Annotated in this window: 11 protein-coding genes; 3 read left to right on the forward strand and 8 right to left on the reverse strand. The window is 69.9% G+C overall.

What is annotated here, in order from left to right; translation table 11 throughout:
* Nucleotide 1 precedes the first annotated feature (1 nt).
* Entirely contained in the window at nt 2-991 is a 990-nt protein-coding gene (locus AC1RAA_RS16090) for a Bug family tripartite tricarboxylate transporter substrate binding protein (RefSeq protein ID WP_492731911.1), read from the reverse strand.
* A gap of 44 nt (nt 992-1035) precedes the next feature.
* A complete protein-coding gene (locus AC1RAA_RS16095; RefSeq protein WP_492731909.1) occupies nt 1036-3372 on the reverse strand; it encodes an acyl-CoA dehydrogenase family protein in 2337 nt (778 codons plus the stop codon).
* Between the two features lie 144 nt (nt 3373-3516).
* Here AC1RAA_RS16095 and AC1RAA_RS16100 point away from each other — a divergent pair, with 144 nt between their 5' ends.
* Genes AC1RAA_RS16100 through AC1RAA_RS16110 form a run of 3 tightly spaced genes read left to right on the forward strand, consistent with a single transcriptional unit; the run spans nt 3517 to nt 6837 of the window.
* Nucleotides 3517-4299: a citryl-CoA lyase gene (locus AC1RAA_RS16100; protein ID WP_095949640.1), complete on the forward strand. Its 783-nt coding sequence runs from the start codon at nt 3517-3519 to the stop codon at nt 4297-4299.
* 5 nt (nt 4300-4304) lie between these two features.
* Nucleotides 4305-5465 carry an acyl-CoA dehydrogenase family protein gene (locus tag AC1RAA_RS16105; RefSeq protein WP_159273131.1) on the forward strand — a complete coding sequence of 387 codons (1161 nt, stop codon included), beginning with the start codon at nt 4305-4307 and terminating at the stop codon, nt 5463-5465.
* A gap of 10 nt (nt 5466-5475) precedes the next feature.
* Nucleotides 5476-6837 carry an MmgE/PrpD family protein gene (locus AC1RAA_RS16110; protein WP_492731906.1) on the forward strand — a complete coding sequence of 454 codons (1362 nt, stop codon included), beginning with the start codon at nt 5476-5478 and terminating at the stop codon, nt 6835-6837.
* A gap of 10 nt (nt 6838-6847) precedes the next feature.
* On the opposite strand, the gene AC1RAA_RS16115 is transcribed toward AC1RAA_RS16110, so the two are convergent.
* From AC1RAA_RS16115 to AC1RAA_RS16140, 6 genes are all read right to left on the reverse strand, one after another.
* Nucleotides 6848-7555, reverse strand: coding sequence for an arylmalonate decarboxylase (locus tag AC1RAA_RS16115; protein WP_492731904.1), 708 nt, complete (start codon nt 7553-7555; stop codon nt 6848-6850).
* Nucleotide 7556: 1 nt separating this feature from the next.
* Nucleotides 7557-8540, reverse strand: coding sequence for a Bug family tripartite tricarboxylate transporter substrate binding protein (locus tag AC1RAA_RS16120; protein WP_492731902.1), 984 nt, complete (start codon nt 8538-8540; stop codon nt 7557-7559).
* A gap of 96 nt (nt 8541-8636) precedes the next feature.
* Entirely contained in the window at nt 8637-9791 is a 1155-nt protein-coding gene (locus AC1RAA_RS16125; RefSeq protein WP_070062161.1) for a mandelate racemase/muconate lactonizing enzyme family protein, read from the reverse strand.
* Between the two features lie 123 nt (nt 9792-9914).
* The gene (locus AC1RAA_RS16130; protein ID WP_159273125.1) at nt 9915-10802 is read right to left on the reverse strand and encodes a LysR family transcriptional regulator; all 888 of its coding nucleotides are present in this window, start codon (nt 10800-10802) and stop codon (nt 9915-9917) included.
* Nucleotides 10803-10815: 13 nt separating this feature from the next.
* Nucleotides 10816-11706 carry a LysR family transcriptional regulator gene (locus AC1RAA_RS16135; RefSeq protein WP_095746534.1) on the reverse strand — a complete coding sequence of 297 codons (891 nt, stop codon included), beginning with the start codon at nt 11704-11706 and terminating at the stop codon, nt 10816-10818.
* Between the two features lie 127 nt (nt 11707-11833).
* Nucleotides 11834-12739, reverse strand: a complete 906-nt coding sequence (locus AC1RAA_RS16140; RefSeq protein ID WP_062479791.1) for an SDR family NAD(P)-dependent oxidoreductase — start codon at nt 12737-12739, stop codon at nt 11834-11836.
* Nucleotides 12740-12791 lie beyond the last annotated feature (52 nt).

Genomic DNA, 12791 nt, shown 5'->3' on the forward strand with positions numbered 1-12791 from the left:
GCTATTCCGCCTCGATGCCCTTGGATGCGCTCGCCCACAGCTTGCGGTCCGACACGCCCTTGGTCGCCAGCACCTCCGGCGCGCCCGTCCAGACCTCGTAGCCCTGCTCGCGCAGGCGGTGCGCGATGTCTTCGCGCGCCAGCATCTTCTGCGCCGCGGCGTTCACGCGCGCCACCAGCGCCGGGTCCATGCGCGCCGGGCCGTACAGGCCGAACCAGCCGCCCACGTCGTAGCCGGGCACGCCCGACTCGATCATGGTCGGCACGTCGGGCAGCATGCGGTTGCGCTGGCGCGAGGTGACGGCCAGCGCGCGCAGCTTGCCCGACTGGATGAAGGGCCGCGAGGTGGCGATGATGTCGAACATCATCGGCACGGTGCCGGCCATCACGTCGGCCAGCGCCGGGGCGCTGCCCTTGTAGGGCACGTGCGTGAGCTGCACGCCGCTCATCTTCTCGAGCAGCGCGCCGCTCAGGTGGTTCGACGCACCCACGCCCGCCGAGCCGTAGAACAGCTTGCCGGGCTTGGCCTTGGCATAGGCCAGCAGCTCGCCCACGTTGCGCACCGGCAGGTCGTTGTTGACCACCAGCACGTTGGTGTAGTCGACCAGCGGCGCCAGCGGCGTGAGGTCCTTCATCGGATCGAAGGGCATGCTGCGCTGCACGTTCGGGTTGATGGTGATGGTCGGGCTCGCGCCGAAGAACAGCATCGCACCGTCGGGCGGCGCCTTGGCCACGGCGTTGCCGCCGAGCGAGCCGGCGGCGCCGGGCCGGTTGTCGACGATCACCTGCGTGCCCAGCTCCTGGCCCAGTGCGGGCGCGAGCAGGCGCGCGGCGCCGTCGACCGGCCCGCCGGCCGAATAGCCGACCACCAGCTTGATGAGCGGCGGCAGCGGCTGCTGCGCGAAAACGCGCGAAGGCAGTGCGGCGAGCGCCGCGCTGCCCGCCAGCGCGGCCATGAGCTGGCGACGCGAAAAGAGGTCGAGGGATTGCATGAGCGTTGTCTCCAGTTGTGTATGTCTTTGGCGGCTCACATCGCTCAGGCCGGCAAGTCCAAGACTTGTCGCGCGAGGATGTTGCGCTGGATCTCGTTCGTGCCGCCGTAGATCATGGCGGCCGTCGAACCAATGAGCGGCGAGAGCACGTTGAAGCTCTGGCCGTCGAGCACCTGGTCACCCGCGACCGCGCCCTGCTCTTCGCCGGCCTCGACCAGCAGCGCACCGATGCGGTGGTAGGTCTCGCTGGCCCAGATCTTCAGCAGCGACACCGACGCGGGCAGCGGCTTGCCCGCGCGCACGATGTCGGCGAAACCCGTGTAGGCGGCCGACAGGTCGAGCACGTCGAGCCGCAGCGCCGCGAAGCGCTGCGCGAACACCGGGTCGGCGAACAGGCGCCGTGCCTGCCCGAGCCGCGCCAGCTGGCCCAGCGCATACTGCGACTGCTTGGGGCTGCCCAGGAAGATGCGCTCGAAGCCCAGCAGCGCCTTCGCAATCGTCCAGCCGCCGTGCAGCCGGCCCACGAGCTGGTCGGCTGGCACGCGCACGTTGTCGAAGAACACCTCGCAGAACTCGGGCTCGCCCGCCAGCGTGTGGATCGGCCGCACCGTGACACCCGGCGTGCGCAGGTCGCACAGCAGGAAGCTGATGCCCTCCTGCTTGCGCGCGCCCTTGTCGGTGCGCACGAGCATGAAGATGTGGTTGGCGTCCTGCGCGAGCGTGGTCCAGATCTTCTGGCCGTTGACGACGAAGTGATCGCCCTGCGCGTCGCGCCCCGCCACCGCCTCGGTGCGCAGGCCGGCCAGGTCGGAGCCGGCATTGGGCTCCGAATAGCCCTGGCACCACACGTGGTCGCCGCTCAGGATGCGCGGCAGAAAGCGCTGCTGCTGTTCGGGCGTGCCGTGCTGGATCAGCAGCGGGCCGATCATCACGATGCCCTGGTCGGGCGCGCGCGCCACGCCGTGTTGCTCCAGCTCCTCGATCCAGGCAATGAGCTTGTCCGCCGGCAGGCCCATGCCGCCGTGCGACTGCGGCCAGGCCGGCGCGATCCAGCCCTGCGCCGAGAGCGTGAGGTACCACTCGCGAACCTCGCTCCAGCGCGCGCGGTGCGACAGGTAGCGCAGATGCGCCGGATAGCGCTGCTGCAGGAAGCCGCGCACCATGCGGCGGAACTCGGGCTCGGGCATGGCGGACCAGTCGGTGGTGCGCGCGAGGAACTCGCCATTCCAGGCCACGGCACTGCTCGCAGCGGCCTCGGCCTCGCCGGTCAGCGCGGCATGCCGGCGCTGGTGCGCCGTGGCATTGCCCAGCCAGGCCGACAGGCACAGCACGCGCTTGTAGAACAGGCTCAGGTCGCACTCCTGCGTGTAGCCGATGGCCCCGTGCAGCTGCACCGCCGCGCGCGACGCCTGCAGCGCGGCAGCGGTGCAACGCGCGTTGACGCGGCTGGCCTCGGCTTCGAGCCGGTCAGAAGGCAAGGTGCCGTCGCTTGCCAGCGCCAGCACTTCGTTCAGCGTGGCCTGCGCCACCTCGAGGTGGATGAACATGTCGACGCTGCGGTGCTGCAGCGCCTGGAAGCTGCCGATGGGCTTGCCGAACTGCGAGCGCGTGCGCAGGTAGGCCAGGGTCTGCGCCAGCATCGCCTGCCCTGCGCCGAGCAGCTCCGCGGCCTGCAAGATTTGTCCGGCCGCGAGCGCCTGGCGCAACGCCTCCTGCGCGGCCGGCCCGCTGGCCAGCACGGCGTCGGCCGGCAGCACGACCTCTTCGAAGCGCAGGTTGGCTGCCTGGCTGCCATCGACCAGCGGCACGAGCGTCTCGCTCACGCCGGCTGTGCCGCGCGGCACCCACAGCAGCACGGCGTCGTCCTCGCCGCGCGCCGACACCAGCCAGCCGCTGGCGGCGGCGCCGGGCAGCACCATGAGCTTGTCGCCCTGCAGCAGCACGCCGCCCCCATGACCGGACCGCGCCTCGCAGCCGCAGGCCAGCGGCACGGCGCTGAGGTCGCCCGCGCTTTCCTGCCAGGCCAGCGCGGGCAGGCTGCGGCCCGCCACCAGCTCGGCCAGCAGGGCACGCGCCGCCGGCGTGTCGAGCCGCGCCAGCAGCAGCGCGCTCAGGCCCGCCACCGCCAGCAGCGGCTCGGGCGCCGCGTGCTCGCCGGCCGCACGCAGGATTTCCGCGGCGCCGTCGAGCCCCAGCGCGAGGCCGCCGGCCGCTTCGGGCGCCAGCATGCCGGGCCAGCCGAGCGCGGCGATCTCGCCCCAGCCTTCCGCCTCGTCGGCCTGCGGCTGCTCGGTGCGGGCGCGGCGTCGCGCGGTGGCGCCGCTGCGGGTGAAGTAGTCGAGCGCCGCTTCGCGCACGGCCAGGAGTGAGTCGGAATCCATCGCGCTGTCTGCCTTTTCTTTTCCGTTGCAATGACGAGTCGCAGCGTGCCCGAAGACCTCGCCGGCGGGCATTCGCGATTGCGGAAGGGAGGGTTTCGCAATCACTGAGCGCCTGCGGGCGCGCGCGGGGATAGATTTGCGGCCATGACAAAGATCAAGAAATCCCTGCACACCGACCTCGGCCACAGCACGCCCGACAAGATCACCGTGCGCGGGCGCGACCTGCCCTCGGAAATCCTCGGCCACCTCAACCTGGGCGACATGGCCTTCCTGGAGCTGACGGGCCGCATCCCGACGCCGCAGGAGTCCGTGACCTTCAACGCCATCGTCGTCACGCTGGTGGAGCACGGCGTGACGCCGAGCGCGCTGGCCGCACGGCTCACCTATGCCGGCGCGCCCGAGGCCTTGCAGGCCGCCGTGGCCGCCGGCCTGTGCGGGCTGGGCAGCGTGTTCGTGGGCAGCACCGAGGGCGCCGCGAAGATGCTGTACGAGGCCATCCCCTTCGGCGAGAAGCCGAGCCGCCCGCTGGCCGACATGGCGAAGGACATCGTGGCCGACCACCGCGCGCGCAAGATCATCGTGCCGGGGCTGGGCCATCCGCTGCACAAGCCGATCGACCCGCGCACGCCGCGCCTGTTCCAGATCGCGGCCGAGAACGGCTTGTCGAGCCACTACGTCGCGCTGATGCAGGCCGTGCAGGAGGAGGCCGAGCGCGTGTCGGGCAAGTCGCTGCCGATCAACGCCACGGGCGCCATCGGCGCCATTGCGGCCGAGTTCGGCTTTCCGTGGAAGATCATCCGCGGCTTCGGCGTGATGGCGCGCGCCATCGGCCTCGTGGGCCACATCCTCGAGGAGATCGACGACCCGATGGCCATCGAGATCTGGCAACGCGTCGAGAAAGAAGCGGGCGGCCCCCGCCAGGACTGAACACGATGATCGCTACCGACAACCGTTTCCCCGACATCCGCGACGCCGTGCGCGACCTGTGCGCGCAGTTTCCCAACGAGTACTTCCGCAAGGTCGACGAGGCGCGCGGCTACCCCGCCGAGTTCGTCGACGCACTCACCAAGGCCGGCTGGATGGCCGCCCTGATTCCCCAGGAGTACGGTGGCTCGGGCCTGGGCCTGACCGAGGCCTCGGTGATCATGGAAGAGATCAACCGCTGCGGCGGCAACTCGGGCGCCTGTCACGGCCAGATGTACAACATGGGCACGCTGCTGCGCCACGGCAGCGAGGCGCAGAAGCGCCAGTACCTGCCGAAGATCGCCAGCGGCGACTTGCGCCTGCAGTCGATGGGCGTGACCGAGCCGACCACCGGCACCGACACCACGAAGATCAAGACCACCGCCGTGAAGAAGGGCGACCGCTATGTCGTCAACGGACAGAAGGTGTGGATCTCGCGCATCCAGCATTCGGACCTGATGATCCTGCTGGCGCGCACCACGCCGCTGGCGGACGTGAAGAAGAAGTCGGAAGGCATGTCGATCTTCATCGTCGACCTGCGCGAGGCCATCGGCAAAGGCATGACGGTGCGCCCCATCCTCAACATGGTGAACCACGAGACCAATGAGCTGTTCTTCGAGAACCTCGAGATCCCGGCCGAGAACCTCATCGGCGAGGAAGGCCAGGGCTTCAAGTACATCCTCGACGGCCTGAACGCCGAGCGCACGCTGATCGCGGCCGAGTGCATCGGCGACGGCTACTGGTTCATCGACAAGGTGACGGCCTACACGAAGGACCGCGTGGTGTTCGGCCGCCCCATCGGGCAGAACCAGGGCGTGCAGTTCCCGATTGCCGAAGCCTTCATCGAGACCGAGGCCGCGAACCTGATGCGCTACGAAGCCTGCCGCCTGTTCGATGCGCGCCAGCCCTGCGGCGCGCAGGCCAACATGGCGAAGTACCTCGCGGCCAAGGCGAGCTGGGAGGCGGCCAACGCCTGCCTGCAGTTCCACGGCGGCTTCGGCTTTGCGTGCGAATACGACATCGAGCGCAAGTTCCGCGAGACGCGGCTGTACCAGGTGGCGCCGATCTCGACCAATCTCATCCTGAGCTATGTGGCGGAGCACATGCTCGGCCTGCCCCGCTCGTTCTGAAGGACTGCACATGAACGCCATCGATCACCCCAGCAAGGTGCTCGCGACCTTCGCGGCCGAGCTGAAGTTCGCCGACATTCCCGCGCCCGTGCTGCGCCGCACCGAGGACCTGATCCTCGACTGGCTCGGCTCCGTGCTCGCGGCGCGCACGGCACGGCCGGTGCGCAGCATCGAGCGCTTCGCGCAGATGATGGGCCCGGCCGACGGGCCGAGCGAGATCCTCATCTCGCGGCGCACCAGCTCGCCGCTGTTCGCGGCGATGGTCAACGCGGCGGCCTCGCACTACGTGGAGCAGGACGACGTGCACAACGGCTCGGTGTTCCACCCGGCCGCCGTGGTCATCGCACCCGCGCTGGCCGTGGCGCAAAGCATCGGCGCCAGCGGCGCGCAGCTGCTGACGGCCGTGGTCGCGGGCTACGAGGTGGGCATCCGTGTCGGCGAGTTCCTGGGTCGGTCGCACTACCGCACCTTCCACACCACGGCAACGGCGGGCACGCTCGCGGCAGCCGCGGCGGTGGGCCGCCTGTTGGAGCTGTCGCCGCAACAGATGCTGCATGCCTTCGGCTCGGCTGGCACGCAGTCGGCCGGTGTGTGGGAGTTCCTGCGCGACGCGGCCGACTCGAAGCAGCTGCACTGCGCGCACGCGGCGGCCAGCGGGTTGATGTCGGCCTACCTCGCGCAGGACGGCTTCACGGGCGCGGCGAAGATCCTCGAAGGCGCGCAGGGGCTGGGCGTGGGCATGTCGAGCGACGCCGACCCCGCGAAGCTCACCGACGGCCTGGGCGCGCGCTGGACGCTGGCCGAGACCTCGTTCAAGTACCACGCCTCCTGCCGCCACACGCACCCGGCCGCCGATGCGCTGCTGCAGGTGATGGAACAGAACCAGCTCCAACCGGCCGACGTGTCCCGGGTCACGACCCACGTGCACCAGGGTGCCATCGACGTGCTGGGCCGCGTGACGGTGCCGGCCACGGTGCACCAGGGCAAGTTCTCGATGGGCACGGTGCTGGGCCTCATCGCCGTGCACGGCCGCGCGGGTCTGGGCGAGTTCGACCGCGACTTTCTCTCGCCCGAGGTCTCGGCCTTCCGCGAGAAGGTGACGATGGCGCTGGACGACGAGGTCGACACCGCCTACCCCGCGCGCTGGATCGGCAAGGTCAGCGTGCACACGGCCGACGGCCGCACGCTGGCCGGCCGTGTCGACGAGCCCAAGGGCGACCCCGGCAACAGCCTGAGCCGCGCCGAGATCGAGGACAAGATGCAGCGCCTGGCGCACTACGGCGAAGGCGCGACGGCCGACGAAGCGAAGGCGCTGTGCGAGCGCGTCTGGCAGCTGGCCGGCACGGCCCGCGTGGGGCGCTGGCTCGGCTGAGGTCGTTCGTTCAGGCGAACAGCCGGCCCTGCCCCGACGAGCGCGCATCGAGCCCGGCGGTGCGCACGAGGTCCCAGAAGCCCGCGGGCGAGCTGGACACCACGGGCACCTGCAGGCGCGCCTCGACCTCGCGCACCGCATCGAGCGTGACGAGGCCGCCGCACGAAATGAGGAGGCCGTCGGCGCCGGGCTGGTCGTCGAACACCTTGAGGCACAGGTCGACCAGCACCTCGGTCGACACCTGGCCCACGGCCTGCACGTCGGAGATGGCCAGGCCTTCGAGTGCGAGCGGTTCGAAGTCGCTCTGCTCGAGGTAGGTGCGCAGCTGTGTGTTGACCTCGTCGATGTAGGCGGTGGCGACGGCCACGCGCCGCACCTTCAAATGGCGCAGGCCCGCGAGGATGGCGTCGCTCATCGTCGTGCAGGGCAGGCCCGTGGCCTGTTCCATCTCGCGCTTCAGCTGGCGGGTGAAGGCGAGGCCGCGAAAGAAGCTCAGCGAGGTGCCCATGAGGGAGACGGCGCTCGCGCCCTCCGCCTTGAGTTCCAGCGCCTTCCCGATGACCGAGTCGATCACCTCGGTGTAGCCGCGCGTGGAGATTTCGCCGAGGCCCAGGCCTTTGGCGCTGAAGCGGATGCGGTCGCCGTAGAGCAGCGGGCCGTCGACCGGCACGGCGCCGGCTGCGGGCGGAACGATGAGGCCGAGATGGGGCTGTGTCACCTCAGTTCCCCTCCGCCACGATGCGCTGGTCCGTGATGATGCGTTTCCATCGCGTCGTTTCCTCCGCCATGTCCTTGCCCAGCTGGGCCGGCGTGGCGTAGGCGCGCAGCGTGCCTTGCGCGGCGGCGGCCGTGCCCGTCTCGGGCATGTCGAGCACGGTCTTCACGGCGGCCGAGAGCTTGTCGACCACGTCGTTGGGCGTGCCCGCCGGTGCGAGCAGGAAGATGCGCGGCGCCACGTCGAAGCCCGGCAGTGCCTCGGCCAGCGGTGCCACGCCCTCAGCGCCTTCGAGCTTCGCGTTGTTCAGCAGCGCGAGCGCGCGCAGCTTGCCGGCCTTCGACTGCGCCATGGCGGCGGTGGCGCTCACCACGCCCAGCGGCACCTGGCCGCCGACCACGTCGGGCACGATCTGCGCCGCGCCGCGGTAGGGCACATGCACCACGAACGCGCCGGTGGATTGCTTGAGCATCTCGAAGCCCAGGTGCTGCACGGTGCCCACGCCCGACGACGCGTAGGAATAACGCCCCGGGTGCGCCTTGAGTTCCTTGACGAGTTCGGTGGGCGTCTTCGCGGGAAAATCGTTGCCCGCGACGATCATCAGCGGCGACACGAAGGCGCCGGCCACGGGCTTGAAGCTGGTCAGCGGATCGATCGCGATCTTCGGCTGCAGCAGCTTGGCGATGAGCAAGGCGCTGTCGCCCATCATCAGCGTGTAGCCGTCGGGCGGCGCCTTGGCAACGAGGTCGGCCGCGATGAGGCCGGTGGCGCCGGTGCGGTTTTCGACCAGCACCTGCTGGCCCAGCACGGCGGGCAGGCGCGCGCTGAGCATGCGCGCGACCGCGTCGACACCGCCGCCGGCCGAGTAGCCGACGACGATGCGGATGGGCTTGTCGGGAAACTTCTGCGCCCACGCGGCGGGTGCGGCGGCCAGCAGGCCGGCCAGGGCCAGCGCGGCCTGCAGGGCATGCCGGCGCGATGGCCGCATGGCGTCTGTTCTTCTGTCGTTCATCTTGTCTCCGTGGTGGTCGGGATGCGCCGGCCGTCTGCGCGGCCTGGTCGTGTTCTGAAGTGTCGTTGCGCGTCAGGCCTTTCCCTTGCCGTGCGAGGTCGGCAGCTTCGCGAGTTCGCGCACGCGCTCGGCGTTGGGCGTGAAGCCCAGGCCCGGCGCCTCGGGCAGCGTGAGCCAGCCCTGGTCGGGCACGGGCAGGCCGTCGAAGATCTGCTTGAGCATCTGCACCGCGACGTAGTGGTACTCGACCAGTCCGCCGTTCGACACGCCCGCGTGCAGGTGCATGTTGTGGAAGGGCCAGGCGCCGCCGTTGTCGATGGGCACGTTGAAGGCGGCGGCCATGCCCGCGATCTTCAGGCACTGCGAGTAGCCACCCGAGATGGTCACGTTGGGCTGCAGCACGTCGGCCGCCTGGTTCACCAGCAGGTCGCGAAAGCGGAAGGCCAGGCCCTCGTTCTGCCCGCAGGCCAGCGGAATGCGCGTGCGCGCGCGCAGCTGGGCCATCTGGCGCACGTCGTTCTGCGTGAGCGGCTCCTCGAAGAAGCTGATGCCGTAGGGTTCGATGCGGTGCGCGAGTTCGGTGGCGTGGAACAGGTCGAGGCCGCAGTTGGCGTCGACGTACAGCTTGACGTCGGGGCCCACGGCCTCGCGCACGGCGGCCACGCGGCGCACGTCTTCGGCAATGACTTCGTCGAGCGGGCGCGGCTCGTCGCGGCGCGCCAGCGCGTGGTTGCCCACGGTCATCTTCAGGCGCTGGAAGCCCTGCGACACCCACAGCTTCGCAGCGGCGGCGAGCTGGTCGCGCTCGAAGAAGCCGAAGCCGAAGGTGGCGTACACCGGCACCTTGGCGCGCGCGCCGCCGAACAGGCGCCACAGCGGCTGGCCCAGCGCCTTGCCCTTCAAGTCCCACAGCGCGATGTCGAGCGCGGCGATGGTGTGGCTCGCGTAGCCGGTCTGGCCGCGCGGCGAGAGCAGCCAGTAGAGCTTCTCCCACAGGCGCTCGGTGGCCATCGGGTCTTCGCCAATCAGCGCGGGGCCGGCCACTTCGCGCACGGCGGCGGCGATGATTTCTTCTTCGGTGATGGCCGTCATGCCGTGGCCGACGAGGCCGGTGTCGGTCTCGATCTCGGTGAGGCACAACGACAGCGAGGTCTGTTTGTTCAGGCCGACCACGTCGATGGTCACGGGAATGTTCAGCGGCGTGGCGCTGACGCGGATGATCTTCAAGGGTGTCTCCTTTGGTGTGCCCGCATCTTTGCGCGAGGGCCGCGGGAGAACAATTCGTTTTTGGCGAGTTCGAGCCTTCGCGTGGCGCGAAGGCTCATCGCCCGATGGACCGCCCGCCTCAGCTCAGTCGGGACGGCCGAGGTGTTCGAGCACCGAGCGCGCGGCGGCCGTCAGGTCTTGCTGGCGACGCACGCACAACAGGTGGCGGCGCAGCGCCCAGGGCGCGTCGAGCTTGAGGCAGCGCAGCTTGAGGATCTGCAGCTGCGGCAGGATGGCCGCATAGGGCAGCACGCCGATGCCTACGCCCTGCTCCACCATGCGGCAGACCATGTCGAAGCTGCCCACCTGCATGCGCACCTTGAGCGGCACCTGGGCCTCGAGCGCGGCGGCCAGCAGCACGCGGTGCAGCGCCGTGCCTTCGCGCACCACGATATGGTCGTGGCGCAGCACCTCCTGCACGTCGATGCGCTTGCGGCGCGCCAGCGGGTGGTCGCGCGCGACCACCACGGCCAGCTCGTCGGTGCGGTAAGGCAGGCATTCGAGGCCATCGGCCGGCGTCTGGCCCTCGATCACGCCGATGTCGGCCAGGCCGGCCTGCACGGCCTTCACCACCTCGGTGCTGGCGCGCTCCTGCAGGTCGATCTTGAGCACCGGGTGCAGGCGCAGGAACGAGCCGATCTGCGCCGGCAGGAACTGCGCGATGGTCGAGGCGTTGGCCGTGATGCTGACCACGCCCGCCACGCCGTTCTGGAAATCGTCGAGCTCGGCGCCCAGCCGGTCCATGGCCGAGAGCACGGCGCGCGCATGCAGGAGAAGCCCATGGCCGGCCGAGGTGAGCGTGACGCCGCGCGCATGGCGCACCAAGAGCGGCAGCCGGGCGCGGGCTTCCAGATCGGAGATGCGCTTGCTCGCAGCAGCCAGCGCGATGTGGCAGCGCTTGGCGCCTTCGCTGATGCTGCCGTGGTCGGACACGGCCACGAACAGGCGCAGCGATTTCAGGTCGGCGGACATGGCCCGTCGCGCCTCAGGCCAGGGTGAGGTGGTCGAACAGCTCGCGCGCGGAGGCCGGCAGCTGCTCGCGGTTGCGCGCGATGAGCTTGAGTTCGCGCTCGGCCCAGGCGTCGCTCAGCGCCACGGTCGAGATGCGCATCGCCATCGACAGCCGGTGCGCCGACGACGAGGGCAGCACGCCGACGCCCACGCCGGCTTCGATCATCAGGCAGATGGCCTCGAAGCTGCTGACCTGGATGCGCGGGTTGAAGCCACGCCCCGCGAGTTCGGCGCGGCGCTGCAGGAAGCGGTGGATCGCACTGCCGTGGTGCAGGCCCACGTGCTGCTCGTCGAGCGTGTCGGCGAAGGCCACCGACGACGCGCCCGCCAGCGGGTGCGTGGGCGGCACCACCAGCACGAGCTGGTTGCGCCCGAACGGGCGCGCATCGAACTCGCCGGTGTGCACGTCGCCCGCGAGGATGCCGATGTCGGCCTCGCCGTCGGCCACGGCGCGCACGATTTCTTCGCTCAGGTACTCGCGCAGGTCGACCTGCACGGCCGGGTGCTGCGTGAGAAAGCCCGCGAGTTTTTGCGGCAGGTACTCGGTGATCGAGGTGGTGTTGGCGAACACGCGCACATGGCCCTTGATGCCCTTGCCGAAGTCCTGCATGTCGCAGCGCAGGTGCTCCATCTGCTGCATCACGCGCTTGGCGTGGTACAGCACGGCCTGCCCTGCCGCCGTGAGGCTCACGCCCTGCGCGCTGCGGTGCAGCAGCTTGCCGCCCACCGCCTCTTCCATCTGCTTGATGCGCGTGGACGCCGCGGCCAGCGAGATGCAGGCCTTCTCGGCGCCGCGCGTGAGGCTGCGCGCGTCCGCCACGTAGACGAACAGTTTCAGGTCGAACAGGTCGAAGTGCAGGTTCACCGGGCGGGCACGAAGGAAGCGGGAGGAACGCGCATTGTCCGGCGAACGGCGTCGCCTGCAGCCGCTTGCGGGTTTGTCCTCAGAAGGTGTGAATGAATCCGGACATGGTGGGTCCGTTCACACCCTCTCAGACCGGGTCCCAGCTGAACACGTCGGCCGAGCGGTCCAGCGGGAAGAAACTGGCGCGCATCGCGGGCATGGCGTGCTCGGCGATGCTCTCGGGCGTCCAGCCTTCCGAGCGGTGGATGGAACGCACCGGGCGCGGCTGGCTGATGAGCGAGATCTCGTTGTTGCGCACCGAGAAGATCTGCCCGTTCACGGCCGCCGCCGCGTCGCTCGCCAGGTACACCGCGAGCGGCGCCACCTTGGCCGGCGTCATCTGCTTGATCTTGTCGACGCGGGCGCGCTGCTCGTCGGTGTCGGTGGGAATGGCGCCGATCATGCGGCTCCAGGCGAAGGGCGCGATGCAATTGGAGCGCACGTTGAACTTGAGCATGTCCAGAGCGATGGACTTCGACAGCGCCGCGATGCCGAGCTTGGCCGCCGCGTAGTTGGCCTGGCCGAAATTGCCGATCAGGCCCGAGGTGGAGGTCATGTGCACCAGCGCGCCCGAATTCTGTTCCTTGAAGTGCGTCGCGGCCGCGCGGCTCACGAAGTAGGCGCCGTACAGGTGCACCTTGATCACCGCGTCCCACTCGTCGACCGACATCTTGTGGAAGAACCGGTCGCGCAGGATGCCCGCGTTGTTCACCACCGCATCGATGCGCCCGAAGCTGTCGACCGCACATTCCACGATGCGCCCGGCGCTCGCGGCATCGGCCACGCTGTCGGTGTTGGGCACAGCCTCGCCACCTGCCGCGCGGATTTCCTCGACCACCTGCTGCGCCGGCCCGGCACTGCCGCCGGCGCCGTCGAGCCCCGCGCCGATGTCGTTGACCACCACCTTCGCGCCGTGCCGCGCCATCGCGAGCGCGATGTCGCGCCCGATGCCGCCGCCCGCGCCGGTGACGACGATCACTTTGCCTTCAACCATGTGTCTTGCCTCTGCTTCGGATGTTCGTTCGCCCGCGAACTCGCGGGGGAAT

Source organism: Variovorax sp. GW823-FHT04F07, from assembly GCF_058795995.1.

What these genes read in the sequence shown, in the direction of transcription:
- AC1RAA_RS16090 (WP_492731911.1), bottom strand. Translation starts at nt 991, where the DNA reads ATGCAATCCCTCGACCTCTTTTCGCGTCGCCAGCTCATGGCCGCGCTG.
- AC1RAA_RS16095 (WP_492731909.1), bottom strand. Translation starts at nt 3,372, where the DNA reads ATGGATTCCGACTCACTCCTGGCCGTGCGCGAAGCGGCGCTCGACTAC.
- AC1RAA_RS16100 (WP_095949640.1), top strand. Translation starts at nt 3,517, where the DNA reads ATGACAAAGATCAAGAAATCCCTGCACACCGACCTCGGCCACAGCACG.
- AC1RAA_RS16105 (WP_159273131.1), top strand. Translation starts at nt 4,305, where the DNA reads ATGATCGCTACCGACAACCGTTTCCCCGACATCCGCGACGCCGTGCGC.
- AC1RAA_RS16110 (WP_492731906.1), top strand. Translation starts at nt 5,476, where the DNA reads ATGAACGCCATCGATCACCCCAGCAAGGTGCTCGCGACCTTCGCGGCC.
- AC1RAA_RS16120 (WP_492731902.1), bottom strand. Translation starts at nt 8,540, where the DNA reads ATGCGGCCATCGCGCCGGCATGCCCTGCAGGCCGCGCTGGCCCTGGCC.
- AC1RAA_RS16130 (WP_159273125.1), bottom strand. Translation starts at nt 10,802, where the DNA reads ATGTCCGCCGACCTGAAATCGCTGCGCCTGTTCGTGGCCGTGTCCGAC.
- AC1RAA_RS16140 (WP_062479791.1), bottom strand. Translation starts at nt 12,739, where the DNA reads ATGGTTGAAGGCAAAGTGATCGTCGTCACCGGCGCGGGCGGCGGCATC.